16 protein-coding genes and 1 tRNA gene are annotated in these 16,011 nt (G+C 59.6%); 6 read left to right on the top strand and 11 right to left on the bottom strand.

Features of this window, described 5'->3' with window-relative positions; genetic code table 11:
* Window positions 1–9 precede the first annotated feature (9 nt).
* From fabG to acpP, 8 genes are all read right to left on the bottom strand, one after another.
* Entirely contained in the window at window positions 10–759 is a 750-nt protein-coding gene (gene fabG, locus ACKXF7_RS09565; RefSeq protein ID WP_348583120.1) for a 3-oxoacyl-[acyl-carrier-protein] reductase, read from the bottom strand.
* On the bottom strand, window positions 756–1,688 hold the full coding sequence (fabD, locus tag ACKXF7_RS09570) for an ACP S-malonyltransferase (protein ID WP_348583121.1): 933 nt from the start codon (window positions 1,686–1,688) through the stop codon (window positions 756–758). The genes fabG and fabD overlap by 4 nt, the downstream gene beginning before the upstream one ends.
* Window positions 1,685–2,752 (bottom strand): NAD(P)H-dependent flavin oxidoreductase, encoded by a 1,068-nt coding sequence (locus ACKXF7_RS09575; RefSeq protein WP_249237038.1) that lies wholly within the window; start codon window positions 2,750–2,752, stop codon window positions 1,685–1,687. The genes fabD and ACKXF7_RS09575 overlap by 4 nt, the downstream gene beginning before the upstream one ends.
* Window positions 2,746–3,681 carry a DUF561 domain-containing protein gene (locus ACKXF7_RS09580; protein ID WP_423741161.1) on the bottom strand — a complete coding sequence of 312 codons (936 nt, stop codon included), beginning with the start codon at window positions 3,679–3,681 and terminating at the stop codon, window positions 2,746–2,748. The genes ACKXF7_RS09575 and ACKXF7_RS09580 overlap by 7 nt, the downstream gene beginning before the upstream one ends.
* A 150-nt stretch (window positions 3,682–3,831) precedes the next feature.
* Window positions 3,832–4,794, bottom strand: coding sequence for a beta-ketoacyl-ACP synthase 3 (locus ACKXF7_RS09585; protein ID WP_423741162.1), 963 nt, complete (start codon window positions 4,792–4,794; stop codon window positions 3,832–3,834).
* Window positions 4,791–5,744 carry an acetyl-CoA carboxylase carboxyltransferase subunit alpha gene (locus ACKXF7_RS09590; RefSeq protein WP_249237035.1) on the bottom strand — a complete coding sequence of 318 codons (954 nt, stop codon included), beginning with the start codon at window positions 5,742–5,744 and terminating at the stop codon, window positions 4,791–4,793. The genes ACKXF7_RS09585 and ACKXF7_RS09590 overlap by 4 nt, the downstream gene beginning before the upstream one ends.
* Complete coding sequence (accD, locus tag ACKXF7_RS09595) at window positions 5,741–6,613, bottom strand: acetyl-CoA carboxylase, carboxyltransferase subunit beta (protein WP_339395219.1); 873 nt, start codon at window positions 6,611–6,613, stop codon at window positions 5,741–5,743. The genes ACKXF7_RS09590 and accD overlap by 4 nt, the downstream gene beginning before the upstream one ends.
* 11 nt (window positions 6,614–6,624) lie before the next feature.
* Window positions 6,625–6,852 (bottom strand): acyl carrier protein, encoded by a 228-nt coding sequence (gene acpP, locus ACKXF7_RS09600; protein ID WP_249237033.1) that lies wholly within the window; start codon window positions 6,850–6,852, stop codon window positions 6,625–6,627.
* A gap of 339 nt (window positions 6,853–7,191) precedes the next feature.
* Between acpP and ACKXF7_RS09605 the strand changes: the two genes are divergently transcribed.
* Together ACKXF7_RS09605 and ACKXF7_RS09610 are read left to right on the top strand one after the other, a co-directional pair.
* The gene (locus tag ACKXF7_RS09605) at window positions 7,192–8,100 is read left to right on the top strand and encodes a hypothetical protein (RefSeq protein WP_423741163.1); all 909 of its coding nucleotides are present in this window, start codon (window positions 7,192–7,194) and stop codon (window positions 8,098–8,100) included.
* A 97-nt stretch (window positions 8,101–8,197) separates the two neighbouring features.
* A complete protein-coding gene (locus ACKXF7_RS09610; RefSeq protein WP_348583126.1) occupies window positions 8,198–8,713 on the top strand; it encodes a nitroreductase family protein in 516 nt (171 codons plus the stop codon).
* Between the two features lie 118 nt (window positions 8,714–8,831).
* Here the strand turns inward: ACKXF7_RS09610 and ACKXF7_RS09615 are convergent.
* The 3 genes from ACKXF7_RS09615 to ACKXF7_RS09625 form a co-directional block, all read right to left on the bottom strand.
* Window positions 8,832–8,905, bottom strand: a tRNA-Ala gene (locus ACKXF7_RS09615).
* Window positions 8,906–8,967: 62 nt separating this feature from the next.
* The gene (locus ACKXF7_RS09620) at window positions 8,968–9,795 is read right to left on the bottom strand and encodes a TrmH family RNA methyltransferase (RefSeq protein WP_418266607.1); all 828 of its coding nucleotides are present in this window, start codon (window positions 9,793–9,795) and stop codon (window positions 8,968–8,970) included.
* A 121-nt stretch (window positions 9,796–9,916) separates the two neighbouring features.
* Complete coding sequence (locus ACKXF7_RS09625; RefSeq protein ID WP_423741164.1) at window positions 9,917–13,222, bottom strand: ATP-binding cassette domain-containing protein; 3,306 nt, start codon at window positions 13,220–13,222, stop codon at window positions 9,917–9,919.
* 226 nt (window positions 13,223–13,448) lie between these two features.
* Between ACKXF7_RS09625 and ACKXF7_RS09630 the strand changes: the two genes are divergently transcribed.
* From ACKXF7_RS09630 to ACKXF7_RS09645, 4 genes are all read left to right on the top strand, one after another.
* The gene (locus ACKXF7_RS09630) at window positions 13,449–13,589 is read left to right on the top strand and encodes a hypothetical protein (RefSeq protein ID WP_423741165.1); all 141 of its coding nucleotides are present in this window, start codon (window positions 13,449–13,451) and stop codon (window positions 13,587–13,589) included.
* A gap of 182 nt (window positions 13,590–13,771) precedes the next feature.
* Window positions 13,772–14,077 (top strand): hypothetical protein, encoded by a 306-nt coding sequence (locus tag ACKXF7_RS09635; protein ID WP_423741166.1) that lies wholly within the window; start codon window positions 13,772–13,774, stop codon window positions 14,075–14,077.
* Window positions 14,067–14,804, top strand: a complete 738-nt coding sequence (locus ACKXF7_RS09640; protein WP_348583130.1) for a response regulator — start codon at window positions 14,067–14,069, stop codon at window positions 14,802–14,804. The genes ACKXF7_RS09635 and ACKXF7_RS09640 overlap by 11 nt, the downstream gene beginning before the upstream one ends.
* A gap of 26 nt (window positions 14,805–14,830) precedes the next feature.
* Complete coding sequence (locus tag ACKXF7_RS09645; protein WP_423741167.1) at window positions 14,831–15,676, top strand: sensor histidine kinase; 846 nt, start codon at window positions 14,831–14,833, stop codon at window positions 15,674–15,676.
* Window positions 15,677–16,011: the final 335 nt, after the last annotated feature.

Genomic DNA, 16,011 nt, shown 5'->3' on the forward strand with positions numbered 1-16,011 from the left:
TTTCTCCTTTTACATTGCCATGCCGCCGTCTGCACAGAGCACCTGCCCAGTGAGATAGCTGCTTTGTTCTGCGGCAAAAAATGCCACTGCATTTGCCACATCCTCCGGCTTTCCTGCGCGGCCTGCGGGGATGCCCTTTGCCATTTCGGCACGGACGGCTTCCGGCAGGGCGGCGGTCATGTCGGTCTCGATAAAGCCCGGCGCGACTGCGTTCACGGTCACATTGCGGCTTGCCAGCTCGCGGGCAAGGCTTTTGGTCAGTCCGATCAGGCCCGCCTTGCTGGCGGCGTAATTGGTCTGGCCGGCGTTGCCCCGCAGGGCCACCACACTGGAAAGGTTCACGATGCGGCCCCAGCGCTGGCGCACCATGCGGCGGGCGGCCTCCTTGCAGCAGAGGAACGCACCCTTGAGGTTTGCGTTCAGCACTGCGTCAAAGTCCTCTTCGCTCATGCGCAGGATCAGGTTATCGCGGGTAATGCCCGCGTTGTTCACAAGGATATCCACCCGGCCAAAGGCGTTCACCGCCTGTTCAAAGAGCGTTTTGCAGCCCTCGGCAGTGGAAACATCGGCCTGCACAGCCACAGCATTTGCGTTTTCGGCCTTGCACAGAGCCACCGTCTCGGCAGCTGCAGCTTCGCCGTGGCAGTAGTTTACCACCACATTGCAGCCCTGCTTTGCAAGCTGGATGCACACAGCCCGGCCAATGCCCCGGCTTCCGCCGGTGACAACGGCGGTGCGGATGATCGTTTCTTCGCTCATAGCTCTTCCTTCCATGCTGTCAGTGCGGCGTTCAGCTGCTCCGGGGTCTCCACCGAAGCGCAGACCACGCCGGGCAGGGTCTTTTTCACAAAGCCAGCCAGAGCACTGCCCGGGCCGACTTCCAGAATATGGTCTACGCCCAGCTCACCGAGGCGGCGGAGCGTATCTTCCATGTAAACGCTGCTCTGCACCTGCTTCACCAGCAGCGCCGGGATGCTGTCGGCATCAGCCTTTTCACGGCCAAGGCAGTTGAACAGCACCGGCACCTGCATCTCGCCAAAGGACTCAGAGGCAAAACGCTTTGCCAGTGCATCCCCGGCGGGGGCCATGAGGCGGGTGTGGAACGGGCCGCTCACCTTGAGCGGAATGCAGCGGCGGGCACCGGCTTCTTTGGCCAGTGCGGCGGCTTTGTCCACAGCGGCTTTCTCGCCGCCGATGACCAGCTGGCCCGGGCAGTTGTAGTTGCAGATCTGCACACAGCCCAGCTCCGCCGCCTGCTCACAGCAGGCGGCAAGTGCCTGCCGGTCAAGGTTCAGCACGGCGGTCATGCCGCAGTCGATGCCCTTTGCAGCTTCGGCCATGGCTTTGCCGCGGTAAGCGGCCAGCTCGATGGCCTGCTTTGCGGTGAACACCCCGGCAGCTTCCAGCGCGGAGTATTCGCCCAGCGAAAGCCCGGCCACATAAGCGGGCTTTACGCCCTGCTGTGCCAGCACTGCGGTCACGCCGCAGGCAAAGGCCACCATGCAGGGCTGGGTGTATTCGGTCTGATTCAGAAGGCCGTCCGGGTCCTCAAAGCAGACGCGGTGCAGGTCGAAGTCCAGCTCGGCGCTGTCGAATGCCGCCCGGAACGCGGGAGAGCCTTCGTAAAATTCTTTGCCCATGCCGGGGTGCTGTGCCCCCTGACCGGCATATAAAACGGCAAGTTTCATTGATTTTGCCTCCATTCGGTCACAAGTTCGTCCATCAGCTCCTGTACCGTGCGCATCCGGTCCAGCCTGCCCACGTTGGCTCCGCAGAAGAACAGGCCCTCCTCCACATTGCCCTTTACGGCTTCGATGAGCGCGTGGGTGATGCAGTAGGGCACCTTGGCGGGGTCGCAGGTCTTCAGGCAGCGGGCACAGTGCCGGGGAGGGAAGCGGGTCCCCTCTGCCAGCGCCTGCACCAGCGGGGTGTTCAGTGCACGGCCCGGCATTCCCACCGGGCTGTGGATGATCCGCACATCTTCGGGCCGGGCGTTCAGCAGAACGTCCTTGTAGCCCTGGGATGCGTCACACTCGTAGGTGGTGATAAAGCGGGTGGCAAGCTGTACGCCTGCAGCGCCCATTGCGGTAAAGTGGGCCATATCGGCACCGGTGTACACGCCGCCTGCCACAAACACGGGGATGCTGTGGCCAAACTGTGCTTCAAAGGGCTTTACCTCGGCCAGCACCTCGGGCAGGATGTCGTCGAGGGTCTGGCATTTGCCTGCCAGCAGGTCATCTTCGGCAAAGCCGAGGTGTCCGCCTGCCTTGCAGCCTTCGATCACCACAAAATCAGCGGTGCGGCCAAACTCTTTGGCCCAGCGGCGCAGGATGAGCTTTGCGGCCCGTCCGCTGGAAACGATGGGCGCAATGGCAACATCCGTTGTGCCCACGATGCCGGGCAGCTCCAACGGCAGGCCTGCGCCGGACACCACCGCGTCCACGCCTGCTTCCACAGCAGTGCGGATCGCGGCCGCATAATCCTGCGTTGCCACCATGGCGTTGATGGCTACCATACCGGCACCCTTTGCGATCTCCTTCGCCTTCCGGATCTCGGCGGTCAGGGCACGGTGATTGGCGCTTGCCGGGTCGCGGGCAAAGTCCGGCTCCCGGTAGCCTGCATCGGCGGTGGAGATGCACCCCATGCCGCCGCAGGCTGCAACAGCACCGGCCAGCCCGCCAAGGGAAACGCCCACACCCATGCCGCCCTGCAAGATGGGCACAGACAGGGCCTTTCTGCCGAGGGTCAGCATTCGGTGCTCAGCGCGGCAATGCGCTGCCTCCCGCCGTCCCACAGGTCTGCAAGAATATCCGCCACCGGGCGCACCTCGTGCAGCATGCCTGCAACCTGACCGGCCATCAGGCTTCCGGTGGTGGTGTCGCCCTCAAACACGGCGCGGCGCAGGCTGCCAAGGGTGTACTTTTCCAGCTCCATCTTGTCGGCACCGGCGTTTTCCTGCCGGACATATTCGCGGCTCATGCGGTTTTTCAGCACCCGCACCGGCGCACCCACGCTGCGGCCGGTCACGATGGTATCGCTGTCCTTGGCCTTGAGCAGGGCGGCTTTGTAGTTGGGGTGGATGGGGCATTCCTCGCTTGCCAGCAGGCAGGTGCCCACCTGCACGCCGCAGGCGCCCAGAGCCAGAGCGGCTGCCAGCTGACGGCCGTCGGCGATGCCGCCTGCCGCAATGACCGGAATGCTGACCGCATCCACCACCTGCGGCACCAGTGCCATGGTGGTCATTTCGCCCACATGGCCACCGCTCTCGGTGCCTTCAGCGATGACGGCATCGATGCCCAGCGGCTCCAGATGCTTTGCCAGCACCGCAGCTGCCACCACCGGGATCACCTTGATGCCGGCAGCTTTCCACATGGGCACGTATTTGCCCGGGTTGCCTGCACCGGTGGTCACAACGGACACGCCCTCGTCCACCACGATCTGCGCAAAGACATCTGCCTGCGGATGCATGAGCATGATGTTCACGCCGAAAGGCTTGTCGGTCAACTGCTTGCAGCGGCGGATATTCTGGCACAGGGTGTCGGCATCCATGCCGCCCGCACCGATGATGCCCAGTGCTCCCGCATTGGAGCAGGCGGCGGCAAACTCGCCGGTGGCGATGTTGGCCATGCCGCCCTGAATGATGGGGTATTTTGTACCCAGAATTTCATTTAAAAGTTTCATTGAAAACCCTCTCAGTCAATGCCGTAAGGCATTGCCAGCTCCCCCGAAGGGGGAGCTTTTTTCTGCTTTTCTGTCAGCTAGACCTTCTCTTGGAAAGCACGCTGACCCTACCCGCCCATAAAGCTCCCCCCCTTTGGGGGAGCTGGCGCGTCAGCGCCTGAGAGGGTCATATTCCACGATCATTCCGCCCCATGTCAGGCCGCCGCCAAAGCCGATGCAGGCCAGCAGCTGGCCCGGCTTCAGCTGCCCGCTCTCGGCCAGCTCGTTGAGGGCGACCGGGATGCTGGCGGCGCTGGTGTTGCCGTGGCGCTCCATGTTCTTGTAGAACTTTGCCGGGTCGGCCTTCAGCGCCCGCACGCAGTGGTCGATGATGCGGCTGTTGGCCTGATGACAGACTACCCAATCCAGTTCATCCAGTGTTTTGCCGGTTTCTTCCAGCACAGCGTGCAGACATCTGGGCAGAGCATCCACTGCAAAGCGGAACACCGCTTTGCCATCCATCGTGATGGGGGCAGAGCCTTCGCGGCTGGGCCCGCCGGCGTGAATGGCGGCATCGCCCCGGGCACCCAGTGTTACGGCAAAGGGCACGGAGGCTGCAGTCAGCTCAAAGACGGCTGCACCGGCCCCATCGCCGAACAATACGCAGGTGGAACGGTCGGTTGGGTCTATCAGGCGGGAAAGAGCTTCACAGCCCACCACAAGGGCATACCGCCCGCCCATCGTTGCCAGCAGCCCGCGTGCCACGGCGGTACCATACAAAAAGCCGGAGCAGGCCGCGTTCACGTCCAGAGCCGGGCAACTTTCCGGCAGGCTCAGTGCTGCCTGGATCTGGCAGGCAACGCTGGGGGTCGCATCCGGTGCCGAAAGGGTGGCACAGATGCAGCAGCCGATGTCTGCCGGGGCAAGGCCGCTGCGGCTGAGCGCCTGCTTTGCAGCAGCAATGGCAAGGGTGGCAGCGGATTCGTTCTCGCCGCACCAGTGCCGGGCACGGATGCCGGTGCGGGTGGTGATCCACTCGTCGCTGGTGTCCACCATGCGGCTCAGATCTTCGTTCGTGACAGTCCGGCCGGGCAGTGCCCCGCCGGTGGCTATCAAGCGCAAAGCAGCGTTCATGGGTTCCTCGTTTCTCCGATCTGACGGTATTTTTTATAGCGCTGATCGGCCAGCGCCCGGCCGCTCATGCGGCACAGCTCTCTCAGGTTTGCACGCAGAGCTTCGTCCAGCGTCTCAAACAGGGCGGCATGGCCGCGCTGTGCGCCGCCCACCGGCTCCGGGATCACCTGTTCCACAATGCCGCCGCGGTACAGATCCTGCGCCGTCAGCTTCATCATCTCACAGGCTTCGCCGCTGCGGGAAGAATCCTTCCACAGGATGCTGGCAAAACCCTCGGGGCTGAGGACAGAGTAGACGGCGTTTTCCAGCATGAGGATGCGGTTTGCCACACCCAGAGCCAGCGCGCCGCCGGAAGAACCTTCGCCGGTAACGACGGCGATGACCGGCACAGTCAGGCCGCTCATTTCCATCAGGTTCCGTGCGATCGCTTCGCCCTGACCACGCTCCTCGGCGTCTTTTCCGGGGTAAGCGCCCGGGGTGTCGATAAAGGTGATGATGGGGCGGCCGAACTTTTCCGCCTGCTTCATCAGGCGCAGAGCCTTGCGGTAGCCCTCCGGCCCCGGCATACCAAAGTTGCAGGCCAGATTTTCTTCCAGCGTAGCACCCTTTCGGTGGCCGATGACCGTCACCGGCAATCCGTGAAAACGGGCGATGCCGCCCAGAATGGCAGGGTCTTCCTTGCACTGACGGTCGCCGCGCTGCTCAAAGAAATCGGTGAACAATGCGTTCACGATCTCATCGATGTGGGGGCGTTCCGGATGCCGGGCCAGAAACACCCGGTCCTCGGCGGTCAGCGGGCCGCAGGTGCGCAGGATCTCGTCCTCCTCCACGGCCAGCTCAGCCAGTTCGGACGCATGAGCCGTGATGGCTTCCATGTCGTTGCCGCGGCCCTTCAGTGCGGCGATCTGGGCGTCCAGCGGAGCCAGCTGTTCCAGAATTTCTTTGATCATTCGTGCTTTCCTCCTGTGTGGAGCTGTAAGATCTGGATCAGGGTATCCCGCAGCTGGCTGCGGGGGATCACCTGATCCACAAAGCCGTGCTCCATCTGGAACTCGCTGCGCTGGAATCCGGCAGGCAGCTTTTCGCCGATGGTCTGTTCAATGACCCGGGGCCCGGCAAAACCGATCAGCGCACCGGGCTCTGCCAGCATGATGTCGCCAAGGCTGGCAAAGCTGGCGGTCACGCCGCCGGTGGTGGGATGGGTGAGCACACTGATGTACAACCCGCCCTTTGCGGAGAACCGCTGGATGGCGGCGCTGGTCTTGGCCATCTGCATCAGGCTGAAAATGCCTTCCTGCATCCGCGCACCGCCGCTGGCCGAAAAGATGACCAGAGGAAGCCGCTTGGCGGCGGCGTATTCCACTGCACGGGTGATTTTTTCGCCCACAGCAGTGCTCATGCTGCCCATGAAAAAGCGGCTGTCCAGCACGGCTGCCACGCAGGCCACCCCGCCGATGCGGCCGGTGGCCGTGACAGCGGCTTCGCGCAGGCCGGTCTTGTTCTGGGCGGCAGCAAGCTTCTCACTGTAGTCCGGAAAGCTGAGCACATCCTGCGGAGGCAGATCTGCATCCAGTTCCCGGAAGCTGCCATGATCCAATACCAGACTCAGCCGGTAGTATCCGCCGATGGGCATGTGATAGCCGCAGTTGGGGCAGACGAAAAGGCTTTTGGTCCACAGGGTGCGTGCTGCACGGCGGCCGCACTGCTTGCACTCTACGAACTGGGGCTCGTGCCAGACGGCCCCGGCGTCCCGCTTGGCTTTCAGCTGGAAGGTGCGCTCCCGCATCCGGCCGGGGAACAGATCTCGGATATCGTTCATCGCTTTTTGCCTCAGACGTGTGCGGTGATGTAGTTGAAGATGTCGCCCACGGTCTTGAGCTTTGCCAGCTCCTCGTCCGGGATGGACACGCCGCAGGCATCTTCCAGAGCCATGTTCAGCTCCACAGCGTCCAGACTGTCAGCCTCCAGATCCTCGGTCAGGCTGGCCTCCATCGTGACCTTGTCCTCGTCGCAGTTCAGGGTATCGACAACGATCTTCTTCATTTCTTCAAACGTCATGGTAGTAGTCTCCTTTGTTCTGTTAAGTTTGTATTTTTAACTAAATATTTTGATGTTTCTTGCGAACACGACTATTATAGCCGAACTGTCGGATAAGTCAAGAATAATAGTTAAAATAATTTATCTTTTACAATTTTGACACAGTTCTCTTCCTTTTTATAAAGAGGGCAGCAGAACACGGAGATCGATCTTCCGCACAAAGGCGTTCGCTCTGGGTTCGGCTGCAAAAGCTGAATTCTGTGAGGGGGGCAGACCCCCTCTTTTCTGTTTTGGCAAAGCGTGGTACAATAAAAGCAGATCATGGCCCTTGGTCGGCCTGTTGGAGGAGAGCGTAAAACGATGAACGATCTTGGCGGCAAGGCATACTATCATCTGCCCGGCCTGTTTGAATTTTATGAGCTGTACCGTGTGTTTCTGCCCCTGTTCCGGGAGCACCGCGCGTATTTCTACGACTGGTGCGAGATCGGTTCCATCTACGGAGCCCCGGCAGACTGCATCTGGGGCGGGGGCCGTGCAGGCTTTGGCGACCAGAGCGCAAAAGAGGTGCGGGCGCTGCTGCGGGAGTACGGCATCTCTGCCCGGCTCACCTTCAGCAATTCACTGCTGCAGAAGGAGCACCTGCGCGACCCGAAATGCAATGCCCTGTGTGCGCTGTTTGAAGCGGGCAGCGGCGTGCAGAATGGGGTCATCGTCCACTCGGAGCTGCTGCTGAAGTACCTGAAAGCGCGGTACCCGGGTTTTTACTTTGTGTCCTCCACCACCAAGGTCCTGACGGAGTTTGCCCAGCTGCGCAGGGAGCTGGAACGGGAAGAGTTCCGCTTTGTGGTGCCGGATTTCCGTCTGAACAAAGCGTTTGACCAGCTCAAAGGACTGCCGCGGGCCCAGAAGAATAAGGTGGAATTTCTCTGCAATGAGTGCTGCTGGCCCGGCTGCAAAGACCGGAAGCGGTGCTATGAGACCGTCAGCCGCAAAAACCTTGGCGAAGCCTGTCCGGAGCACGTATGTACCGCACCCGATGCACAGGAGGGCTACCGCTTTTCCAGAGCAATGCAGAGCCCGGCGTTTATCGGGACGGAGGAGATCTGCAGGACCTACCTGCCCATGGGCTTCTCCCATTTCAAGATCGAAGGCAGAGGCCTTGGCAGTGCGCTGATCCTGGAATTTCTGCTGTACTACATGACAAAGCCGGAATATCAGCTGCAGGTGCGGGAAGCGATCTATCTGGACAGTATGCTGGATCTGTTCTGAGCAAAAGCGGCGAAAAAAATGCGCGGCGGCTTTTCTTCAGTGCAGTGATGTGCTATAATGAGCGCAGAAAACCGAACAAACAGGAGGGAACACGAGCATGGAATTTACAGAAGTAGTCCGGAACCGGTATTCCTGCAAAAATTTTGATGCAGGCAAGGCGGTGGACGCCGCAAAGCTGACCGAGATCCTGGAGGCAGGCCGTGTGGCGCCGACTGCCAAGAATTTTCAGGAGCAGAAGATCTATGTGATCCAGTCGGCAGAGGGGCTTGCAAAGATCGACAAGGCAACGCCATGCCGCTACAATGCACCCACCTGTCTGGTGGTGGCGTTTGACCGTACCAATGTGTTCACCTACCCCGGCGGCAGGCGGGACTCCGGTGTGGAGGATGCCACCATTGTGGCCACCCACATGATCCTGGCCGCTGCCAATGCAGGCGTGGACAGCTGCTGGGTCAACTTTTTTGATCCGGAGCAGCTGGCAAAAGAGCTGGGCCTGCCCGAAAACGAAGAGATCCTGATGATCATGGATCTGGGCCATGCCGCACCGGGCGCTGTGCCGCTGCCGAACCATGGCTCCCGCAAGCCGCTTGCGGATACGGTAGCATATCTGTGATCGGATAATACAATACCGGCAGGGCCTTCTGATACGGGCTCTGCCGGTATTTTTCTGCAGGACAAAAAAGAAAGCCTCCATGCGGTTGAACATGGAGGCTTTCTCTTTTTATAAACTATGGACCTGGAGGGAGTCGAACCCTTGACCTTTCGGATGCGAACCGAACGCTCATCCCAACTGAGCTACAGGCCCATATGATGACGCTGTTAGTGTAACTCTGTTCGGATGATTTGTCAAGAGAATTATGTGCTGTTTCAGCGGCGGCCCAGCTGCCAGAAGGCCACAGCACTGGCGGCGGCAACGTTCAGCGAGTCCACGCCGTGGGACATGGGAATCTTCACGGTGTGGTCGCAGGCGGCAATGGTGCTGGGGGCAAGGCCATCGCCCTCGGTGCCCAGAACGATGGCGAGCTTGGGCTCAGCAGCAAGGGCGGCATCATCGATGCTCACGGAACGGTCGCTCAGGGCCATGGCGGCAGTCCGGAAGCCCAGAGCGTGCAGCTGTGCGATGCCGTTCTCCGGCCAGTCGGCAGGGGACGCACCGATCTGTGCCCATGGCACCTGAAACACGGTGCCCATGCTCACGCGCACCGCCCGGCGGCACAGGGGGTCGCAGCAGGAGGGGGTGATGAGCACCGCGTCCATATTCAGCGCGGCGGCACTGCGGAAGATGGCCCCCACATTGGTGGAGTCCACAATGCCTTCCAGCACGGCCACCCGGCGCGCATTGCGGCAGACCTCTTCCACACTGCGGGGCAGCGGACGGCGGAACGCGCACAGCACACCCCGGGTCAGCTCAAAGCCGGTCAGGCTGGCCAGCGTGTCACGGTCAGCGGTGTACACCGGCGCATCGCCGCAGCGGGTCAGGATCTCTGCCGCAGGGCCGGTGATCTGTCGGCGCTCCATGAGCAGGGAGAGCGGCGTGTACCCGGCATCCAGTGCGCGGGCGATCACCTTGGGGCTTTCGGCAATGAAGATACCTTTTTCCGGCTCCAGACGGCTGCGCAGCTGCGCCTGCGTCAGGCGGGCGTAGATGTCTAGCTCCGGCGCGGAAAGGTCGGTGATCTCAATGATATTCGGCATAAGGAAATCTCCTTTGGAAAAGCTTTTTTCTTATTCTAGCACAACCCGGGCGGGAATGCAAAACTCCATACCCAAAACAGGCCGGCATCCCACGCGGGGACACCGGCCTGCAAGGACAGATTTATTCGGAGCGCAGTGCGGTAACGGGGTTGCACTTGGCTGCGCTGCGGGCGGGGAGCAGGCCGCCGAGGATGGTAAGCAGGGTGGCCAGTACGATCAGGATCAATGCGGCCTTGGGCGGCAGCACGGCAGTGACGCTGTTGGTACCGGCAATGGAATGGATGAGCATGTTGCCGGGGATCAGCAGCAGCAGGCACAGGCCCACGCCGATCACGCCGGAGCACAGACCGATGATGAAGGTCTCGGCGTTGAACACCTGCGAGACATTGTGCTTGGAAGCACCAATGGCACGCAGAATGCCGATTTCCTTGCGGCGCTCCAGCACGCTGATATAGGTGATGACGCCGATCATGATGGAGGAGACCACCAGCGAGATGGCCACAAAGGCCACCAGTACGTTGCTGACCATGCCCACGATCTTGGTCACGGCGCTCATCAGGGTGCCGACCGTGTCGGAGAAAACGATCACCTTGTCGTCCTGTCCCTGCTCGCGCATGGAGGCGTTGTAGGCGTTCAGGTTTTCCACGATGCGGTTCTTGGCCTCAAAGCTGTTGGGATAGATCCAGATGGCTCCGGGCGATGCGTAATCAGAGTAGCCCAGCGAGCCCAGTACGCTGTTGTAGGTGGTGGAGCCGGACTGCAGGTTCAGCTTGACCAGATCCACCAGATCGTCGGTGCTCATGTTCAGTCGCACGGCATTCTGGAACACCGCAGCGTCGATCTGCAGTGCGTCCTCCACCTGACTGCTGAGCTTGGAAATGTTCTTCTGGATCGCGGTCTGCAGCTGCTGGCTGAACTGCGTAGTCAGCTGGCGCATCAGCTGCTGCATCACGGTGCCGATCTGAGCCTGAATGGCGGCAGTGAGCTTTTCCTGCAAGGCTTCGCCCAGCTTCTGGGTGAGTTGCTGGGAATAGCTTTCCAGATAGCGGGCCATGATGCCCTGCAGGTTCTGCTGCAGCGAAGCAGTGAACTGATCCTGCAGGCCGGAGGTATCCAGCAGACTGCCCATGGACTCGGCAAGGATCTGCTTGAATATGTCGCTCTCCATATAGGAAGAGAAACCGATCTTGTCCAGATTCAGGATGCCGTTGCCGATGATGTAGCGCTTGTAGCCGTTCATGACGTTCTTCATCAGCTCCTGCAGCGCATCCTGCGAAATGGACATGTCCATATCCGCGAACAGCTGGCTCAGATCCAGCGAATCCATCTCCGGCAGCTGCACATCGCTCAGGTCGATGTCGCTCAGGTCAAAATCGTTCATATCCAGCTGGAAGGAGGACGGATCGATGATGGACGCAAGGTCGAAGGAGCCGTTCGTCAAATTGAACGCGCCGCTCAGGTCAAACTGCAGTTTGCTGGCGTCGAACTGGAAGGCATCCTTCAGCGCATCGGTGTCCACAGAGAACAGGGAGGAAAAATCAAGGCTGCTCTTGTCCTGCTGCTCCGTGTCAAAGGGTTCACCGGTGAGCACGTTGGTATCCGGGTGGGCAAGCTGCTGCTTTACGACCTCGCTCTCGGCGGCATGGTCGATGGCGTAATAGGTCAGCGCATGGGAATAGGCAACGCCGGTGGGCAGGATGGTGGAGCTGGCGTCCGGCTTGGGCTGGACGACGCCCACGATGGTCAGATCCGGGCTGTCGGCAACGGCCTGTTCCATGAAGGCTTCATCGCCGGACTGGTTGCGCCAGATCTGACGTTCCTCATCATAAGCATAAAGGTCGGAAAGGGTCAGCACCTTGAACTTCAGCCCCACAAAGGTTTCGTAGGGATAGGTGCTGTAACCGGTGGGTGCTGGAGTGTTTTTGTCTCTGGAATATGCTTCCAGAAAACGCAGCATCACGTTTTCATCCTCAATGCCCATCAGGTAAAGCGCATAGTCGCTGACACTGCCGTCTGCGTTCAGCACCAGAATGGCTTCGTTGGCGCCATTCGGCCAGCGGCCTGCTTTGACGTCGTACTGGTTCTCGTACAGAGAGGGTACCTCGGCCATTTCGGTGAACACATTCTGGTTGGTCATGGAGGAGACGATGCCGGCGGCAGAGGCGGTGTTGCTCAGGGAAGAGATGGTGCTGTCCGGATACACCTGACGCACGGTGCCGTCCTTATTCTGGCGGTAGATGAGCGGGTAGGAGCCGTAGGTGTACTCGATGGAAGCAGCGTCCTCCGGGATAGGGCAGTCCGGGCTGTCCAGATAGGCTTTCAGGGAGGTAAGGTCGTTGGAATTGGAGGTGTCCTCGGTCAGCTGGGAAAGCAGCTCCCGCACCGTGACCATTCCCTCCGGGGCGGAAGAGGACGATACACTGCCGACGCCGGTGGTATCGGCAACGGCAGTGGTATAACTCTCCGGGTTCAGCAGGGCGGCAAGGTCGATGCCGTTATAGGTGATCTGCAGCGGATACTCCGAAAGGGTGGATCGCTCCATGTCCTGGATATAATTGCTCACACCGGCCGAGAGTGAGAGGATCAGCGCGATGCCGATGATGCCGATGGAACCGGCAAATGCGGTGAGCAGGGTGCGGGCCTTTTTGGTGAGCAGATTGTTGAAGCTCAGGGAAAGGGCCGTCAGCAAAGACATGGAGGAATGGCCCAGATTCCTGTGCACCGGCGGGGCCAGCACGGCATCGTCCGGCAGGAAGGGGGCCGTGTCGGACTGGATGATGCCGTCGCGCAGACGGACGATGCGGGTGGCATACCGTTCGGCCAGCTCCGGGTTGTGGGTGACCATGACCACAAGGCGGTCTTTGGCCACCTCCTTTAGCAGCTCCATGACCTGAATGCTGGTCTCGCTGTCCAGTGCACCGGTGGGCTCGTCTGCCAGCAGGATGTCGGGATTGTTCACCAGAGCGCGGGCAATGGCCACACGCTGCATCTGACCGCCGGACATCTCGCTGGGATGCTTGTGCAGCTGGTCTCCCAGACCCACCTGTTCCAGTGCTTTGGCGGCCCGGCTGCGGCGCTCCGCACCCGAAATGCCGGAAATGGTCAGTGCCAGCTCCACGTTGGAGAGCACCGTCTGGTGGGGAATCAGATTGTAGCTCTGGAACACAAAACCAATGGTGTGGTTGCGGTAGGAGTCCCAGTCGCGGTCGGTGTATTTTTTGGTGGAAACACCGTTGATGATCAGATCACCGCTGTCGTAGCGGTCCAGGCCGCCGATGATGTTCAGCAGGGTGGTCTTGCCGGAACCGCTGGGGCCGAGAATGGCAACAAATTCATTGTCCCGCAGGTTCAGGCTGACGTCATCCAGTGCTTTCTGGACCAGATCGCCGGTCTTGTATTCTTTTTTGATGTGTTTGAGTTGGAGCATGTGCAAGCCTTTCCGGCCGCTCCCCACAGGAACGGTGCCGCTCTTTCCAATGAACTGTCAAAAGCTGCGCTCTGCGCAGAATGTCATACCCTTTCATTTTACCGTAATAATATGAAAAAACTGTGTATAACCGGGTGAGAATTTCTGCGGAATGGATAAAATTATGTGCTGTTGGCAGAGACCGGCTGTCCAAAACGGGAAAAGACCGGGAAAATGAGTCGAAAAGTTGAATTTGCGTCGCATTCGTGCTATTTTAAGAGCAGGAGATGCCGCTGAAAAAGCAAAAAGCGGCATGGCCGGGCCGGACAAAAGCGACCAGATGCTAAAAACCGTGGTAAATGCTGGTCAAAATGGACATGCGTTGTAAAAAAGTTGTAAAAAATAAAGTATGGCGTAAAAATGCAGCCTGATGAAAATAGACACTTCTTCGGGGTTGTACCACTCCCTTCTTGCTCTTTAAAATAAACTCGGGAAAGCTTTTACAGCAAAACAGGAAAAACAGGGAATACAGTAAAATACTGCGGAACCCTGTAGCAAGGAGGAAGAATTATGGAACGTACATTTGCACCTATGATCCGTCAGTTTTCGGCAATTGACGGACTGCAGAAGGCGTATACGCTGGTGTATTCGATGGATGCAGACGACGAAAGCGGCTGTCGTCTGACCCTTTGCCGCACCGGGGATCGACAGTGTATGAAAAGCCGGTACATCGCGGCGGCACCAGAGTTCGGCTACCGGATCCTGCGGTATCTGTGTGAGAATGGCGTCCAGCCGGAGATCTGGCAGGATGTGGTAGAGGAACTGGCCGACACAGAACAGCTCAGGCAGAAAGGCGGCGCGTTGTGTGGAGAATGAGAACACAGACAGAACGCTGCAGATCGCCCTTGGAAGCTACGACCGCAAGGAACTGCGGGTACAAAAGAATTACATACAGGAGCAATGCGCCGGGTCAGAGTGCACCTGCTTTCAGAACGGCAGCCGCCTGCTGGAGCAGCTGCAGCAGGGCCGGAGATTCGACGCAGTGATCCTTTGCAGCCAGCTGGAAGATATGAGCGGGCTGGAACTTCTGACGGAGCTCCGCACCACGGAAGCAAGGCCCCCGGTATTGATGATCGATGAAGCCCGGCGGCAGAACAGCAGCATCCTCTGCCCGGAGTCCGGCGAAGGCCTGTGTTATGTTGGCCGTACGGAGCTCAGAAGCCTGCTGTGGGAGCTGTATCGGATGCCGGGACGGCAGAACCGGCAGATGGAACGCAGGTGTCAGGAATTGTACGAGGGCTGGGGAATCCGGCAGCCGGACATGAATAGCCGCTATCTGTCCAGCGCAGTGGGCGTGGTGTATGGCACCATCCAGAAGCTGGCGATCCGCAAGGAGATCCTGCAGGCGGTGGGCGAACAGTATGAGGTGTCGGTCTCTGCCGTGGACAGCGGGATCCGGCGTATGGTCGATCAGCTGGAAGCCAGACCCACCGCAGAGTGGCTGGCGTTCAAAGAAAAAAGCGGCTTTACAGACGAAAAGCCCACGACCGGCAAACTGATCTATGCAGTCAAAAACTATCTTCAGCATCAGAAAGGCGGCTGAGCAGGAGGCTTTGGAGGTGTAAAGGTATGGAGCAAGAGTGGCAAAACGACGCGGGAGCACTGACGGCACAGGCGATCCCGCAGAAAGATGTGGAACAGGCCTGCTTCCATGCGTTGGGACTGGTCGGACGCAACTGCGAATATCTGGAGCAGCACCTTGCACGGGTCGGAGCCGATGAGCAGACCCGGCAGGCGGTGAATGACATCAGCGCCGCTGCGGCACGGCTGGACCGCACGATGAACGAAGTGATGACCCTGCTGGATTTTCTGCGTGCAGAAGAGCCCCCGCAGCTTTCCCCGCTGGACCTGTGCCAGATGCTGCAGCAGATCGCAGCGCAGGCCGATATGGTGCAGGAGCAGCTGGATGTGGAGCTGACGCTGGACTATGGCGGCTTGACGTCCTGCCGTGTGATGGCCGACTGCAGCGATGCAGAGCTGCTGTGCCTGCATCTGCTCTCCAATGCGCTGCGTGCCTGCGGCACAGGCGGCAAAGTGCAGCTGACGCTGCGCCGGTGCGAGAACTTCTGGAAGCTGACCGTGCTGGATGACGGCTGCGGTCTGCCGGAAACAAGCAGAGAAGCATGGCTGGAAAACCGCCGCTGCTTTCTGGGCGGGGCCGGGCTTGGTCTGCTGCTCTGCCGCGAGTGCTGCCGCCGTATGGGCTGGGACCTGCAGGTAGAACAGCGTGCACCGGAAAAAGGCACCCGGGCCGTCGTGACCATCCCGCTGTGCGATGAACCGATGCCGGAACCGACCGTGGAATTGCGTTCGGACTGCAGCCCGGTGCGGACGCAGCAGCAATACCAGCTGCGCAATATGCTGGTGCGGGAGCTGCGCACCATGCCGGAGCGCGGCGGCACGGAAGACCTGTGAAGAACCGGTGCTGAAGCCTGCTCTATAAATAGGAAGAAGACACTGCTGCATGATAAATAGGAAGAAGATACTGCTGCATGGGAGAGCGCCTGTGCAGCAGTTTTTGTTTGCAGACTGAGCTGCAGATGCCGCCGTTTCAGTCTGGACAAGTTCACAAAATGTTTAACTTTTTGCGCGGAAAATACTATTTTTTCCGTGTAAAATGAAGTACATGCATTGATTGCACCACGGAATTGGATTATAATACAGCTGTATGCGATTCAATGAATGATTCGTTACCAAACTAATTTTTGGTAAAGAAATTGCTTTGCCTTTTACCGGGGACGTCGTCTCCG

The organism is Faecalibacterium sp. 7 (assembly GCF_049562865.1).
Lineage (GTDB): Bacteria > Bacillota > Clostridia > Oscillospirales > Ruminococcaceae > Faecalibacterium > Faecalibacterium wellingii.

What these genes read in the sequence shown, in the direction of transcription:
- fabG (WP_348583120.1), bottom strand. Translation starts at nt 759, where the DNA reads ATGAGCGAAGAAACGATCATCCGCACCGCCGTTGTCACCGGCGGAAGC.
- fabD (WP_348583121.1), bottom strand. Translation starts at nt 1,688, where the DNA reads ATGAAACTTGCCGTTTTATATGCCGGTCAGGGGGCACAGCACCCCGGC.
- ACKXF7_RS09575 (WP_249237038.1), bottom strand. Translation starts at nt 2,752, where the DNA reads ATGCTGACCCTCGGCAGAAAGGCCCTGTCTGTGCCCATCTTGCAGGGC.
- ACKXF7_RS09580 (WP_423741161.1), bottom strand. Translation starts at nt 3,681, where the DNA reads ATGAAACTTTTAAATGAAATTCTGGGTACAAAATACCCCATCATTCAG.
- ACKXF7_RS09585 (WP_423741162.1), bottom strand. Translation starts at nt 4,794, where the DNA reads ATGAACGCTGCTTTGCGCTTGATAGCCACCGGCGGGGCACTGCCCGGC.
- ACKXF7_RS09590 (WP_249237035.1), bottom strand. Translation starts at nt 5,744, where the DNA reads ATGATCAAAGAAATTCTGGAACAGCTGGCTCCGCTGGACGCCCAGATC.
- accD (WP_339395219.1), bottom strand. Translation starts at nt 6,613, where the DNA reads ATGAACGATATCCGAGATCTGTTCCCCGGCCGGATGCGGGAGCGCACC.
- acpP (WP_249237033.1), bottom strand. Translation starts at nt 6,852, where the DNA reads ATGACGTTTGAAGAAATGAAGAAGATCGTTGTCGATACCCTGAACTGC.
- ACKXF7_RS09605 (WP_423741163.1), top strand. Translation starts at nt 7,192, where the DNA reads ATGAACGATCTTGGCGGCAAGGCATACTATCATCTGCCCGGCCTGTTT.
- ACKXF7_RS09610 (WP_348583126.1), top strand. Translation starts at nt 8,198, where the DNA reads ATGGAATTTACAGAAGTAGTCCGGAACCGGTATTCCTGCAAAAATTTT.
- ACKXF7_RS09620 (WP_418266607.1), bottom strand. Translation starts at nt 9,795, where the DNA reads ATGCCGAATATCATTGAGATCACCGACCTTTCCGCGCCGGAGCTAGAC.
- ACKXF7_RS09625 (WP_423741164.1), bottom strand. Translation starts at nt 13,222, where the DNA reads ATGCTCCAACTCAAACACATCAAAAAAGAATACAAGACCGGCGATCTG.
- ACKXF7_RS09635 (WP_423741166.1), top strand. Translation starts at nt 13,772, where the DNA reads ATGGAACGTACATTTGCACCTATGATCCGTCAGTTTTCGGCAATTGAC.
- ACKXF7_RS09645 (WP_423741167.1), top strand. Translation starts at nt 14,831, where the DNA reads ATGGAGCAAGAGTGGCAAAACGACGCGGGAGCACTGACGGCACAGGCG.